The 3,066-nt window shown below is 70.7% G+C and carries 2 protein-coding genes; both read right to left on the reverse strand.

Features of this window, described 5'->3' with window-relative positions; genetic code table 11:
- Positions 1-175 precede the first annotated feature (175 nt).
- Positions 176-1,477: an erythromycin esterase family protein gene (locus VFE05_20465; protein HET6232461.1), complete on the reverse strand. Its 1,302-nt coding sequence runs from the start codon at positions 1,475-1,477 to the stop codon at positions 176-178.
- Positions 1,478-1,538: 61 nt separating this feature from the next.
- A partial coding sequence (locus VFE05_20470; protein HET6232462.1) for an alpha-amylase family glycosyl hydrolase occupies positions 1,539-3,066 on the reverse strand: 1,528 nt, incomplete at its 5' end.

Here is a 3,066-nt window from a genome sequence, read left to right on the forward strand (position 1 = left end):
GCTGCTGCGAAGCATCGCGGTAACCCTCTTCCGGCGCGCCGGACACCAGTCCCTGACCCGTGCTCGACGGTTCTTGGCCCACGACATTCACGCCCTCCTCGGTCTGCTGGAATGAAACAGCCCTGCGCTTGCGGGGGAGGGCAGGCGAGTTTTACGAGCCGGGTGAGGGCCCCCCTCACATCCCCGACGGATACGTCTCCGGCAGCTCTCCGTCCTCCACCGGCTGCATGTGCAGCGGGCTCAGCGCGTGGGTGTGGTCGATGTGGAGCATGGCGTCGTAGCGGTACGGCAGCACCGAGGGCACGTAGTTGCCGTACCTCTCGGCCGCCGGGTTGTAGACGACGCCTATGGCGCGGTGCCCCAGCGGCTCCGTGGCCCCCTCCACCTCGTCCAGGTCCTCCATCAGCAGCAGCCGGTCGTTGGCGCCCGCCGAGTGGCAGATCGCCTCCCAGCTTCCCTCGCGCGCCTCGGGCACGGGCAGGCGGCGCATGGGCGCGCCCCACTCGTCGCCCGCGATCACGCTGCCGGAGTACGACGAGAAGCCAACGAGCACCGCATCGTCGCCCCACTTCTGCCGCGCCAGCTGCCCGACGTTCACCATCCCGGCGCGCGCCATGTCCGTCGCCCTCGCGTCGCCGATGTGCGTGTTGTGCTCCCACACGATGGCCTTGGCGTTCGGCCCGTGGTGCTCCAGCAGACGCTCCAGCGTCTCGATCATGTGCGTGTCGCGCACGTTCCAACTCGCCGAGCCGCCGCGGATCATCGCGCGGTAGTAGCGCTCGGCGTTGCGGGCCACCAGCGCGTTCTGCTCCGCGTCGAAGAAGCTCTCCGGGTCGTCCTCCCGGTACTCGCGCTCCTTCTGGCGCAGCGCCACTAGCGTGCGCACCGCCTCGTCCTCGCAGCTGGTGGGCACCAGCGCCGTCGCCATCGCGTAGTCCTGCGCGTCGTCGTGATACGGGTCGAAGCAGCCGTACGCCTTGCGGGCGCGCCGCGCCTCGTCCGGGTCCACCGTCTCCAGGTAGCGGATCACCGCGTCCATCGAGTCCCACAGCGAGTACACGTCCAGCCCGTAGAAGCCCGCTTTCGCGCCGCCAGCGGCCACGCTGGCGTTGTGCCCGCGCAGCCACTCCGCCAGCGCCACCACCTCCTCGTTCGCCCACATCCACGTGGGCCACCGCTCGAACGCGTGCAGCACGTCGCGCGCGCTGGCACCGGGGCCGCCCTTCACCCAGCGGTTAACGGTGTAGCAGTCCGGCCAGTCGCCCTCCACGGAGATGAACGAGAAGCCCTTCTCGGTGATGAGCCGCCGGCTGATGCGGTCGCGCCACGTGTAGTATTCCGACGTCCCGTGCGACGCCTCGCCCAGCAGCACGATGCGCGCGCCGCCGATGCGGTCCAGCAGCGGGTCCAGGTCCTCGTCGCCGCGCAGGGGGCGCCCGGCATCCCGCACGGCCTCGATCAGCGCGTTGGCAGCCATCTCCCGTACCGTCCTGTCCAGGGTTCCCGTCCGCGTCCCGTCAGCCGGTTTTTCGCAGGTTCTACGCCCGCAGCCGCACCACCACGGCCTCGTCGGCCGCGAGCTCCACCCTCCCGCGTACCGCCCTCCCCTCGCCATCTCCCAGCGTCGACAGCGCCACATCTCCCATGCCGATGGATTCGTCCACGAGCAGCACCTGCGGAGATGCGCCCAGGTTGAGGGCGACGAGGAACCGCGCGCCGTCCGCCGCCTCGCGCACGTACGCCAGCACGTCCCCCTGCGCGTCCACGGGCGCGTACGAGCCGACGGAGAGAGCTGGCTCGCGGCGGCGGAGTTCGATCAACCGGCGATGGAGGTTCAGCATCGACGCGGGATCGCCGTCCTCCGCCGCGACGTTCACAGTGGATGCGTCCGCGGAGATGGGGAGCCAGGGACCGCCCGTGGTGAAGCCGGCGCCGGGGCCGCCGTCCCACTGCATCGGCGTCCGCTCCGGGTCGCGGCCGAAACCGGGCACGCGCCTGCCCCACGGGTCCACCTCGCGCTCCGGCGGGATCGGCACGTTCGTCATCCCGATCTCGTCACCGTAGTACAGCGTGGGCGTCCCGCGCAGCGTGAACAGCAACACCGCGGCGACCCGCGCCTGCGCCGGACCCACGCGCGTGGCGATGCGCGGCCGGTCGTGGTTGCCCAGCACCCAGTTCGGCCACGCGCCCGGCGGCAGCAGCGCCTCGTACCTCCGCACCGCCGCGTCGATGGTCCGCGCGTCCCACGGCAGGCGGATGAGCTGGAAGTTGTACGGGAAGTGCGTGCCCCGGCCGCCCTCGCCGTAGTACGGCATCATCCGCTCGACCGTGTTGTAGATCTCGCCGATGAGCACTCCGTCCGGCCGCATCTCCTCCACCACCTCGCGCATGCGGGCGATGAGGCCGTGCACCTCCGGCCGGTCGCCGGACCACACGCGCTCCAGCTTCTCGAACGGGTCGTCGCCCTCCTTCCAGTGCGGGTTCGGCGGATTGTCGCGGAATTGGTCGTCCTTGACCACGTTCTGCACCGCGTCTACCCGGAAGCCGTCCACGCCGCGCGCCAGCCAGAAGCGCAGCACGTCCAGCATCGCCTCCACGACCTCCGGGTTGCGCCAGTTCAGGTCCGGCTGCTCGCGGAGGAAGGTGTGCAGATAATACTGGCCGGTAGATGCGTCCCACTCCCACGTGCTGCCGCCGAACGCCGCGCCCCAGTTCGTCGGCACGCCGCCGTCCGGCTTCGCGTCGCACCACACGTACCAGTCGCGCTTCGGGCTCGCGCGCGACGAGCGGGATTCGATGAACCAGGGATGCCGGTCGGACGTGTGGTTGGGGATGAAGTCCAGGATCACGCGGATGCCGCGCGCGTGCGCCTCCGCCAGCAGGTGATCGAAGTCCGCCAGCGTGCCGAACAGCGGATCGACCGCGCAGTGATCCGTCACGTCGTACCCGAAGTCCACCATCGGCGACGGGTAGAACGGCGAGATCCACACCGCGTCGGCGCCGAGGCGGACGAGGTGGTCCAGGCGCGAGGCGATGCCGCGCAGGTCGCCCACCCCGTCGCCGTCG

Source organism: Longimicrobiaceae bacterium, from assembly GCA_035696245.1.
Classification (GTDB): domain Bacteria; phylum Gemmatimonadota; class Gemmatimonadetes; order Longimicrobiales; family Longimicrobiaceae; genus DASRQW01.

Coding starts and splice junctions, on each gene's coding strand:
- VFE05_20465 (HET6232461.1), bottom strand. CDS start 1,477: ATGGCTGCCAACGCGCTGATCGAGGCCGTGCGGGATGCCGGGCGCCCC.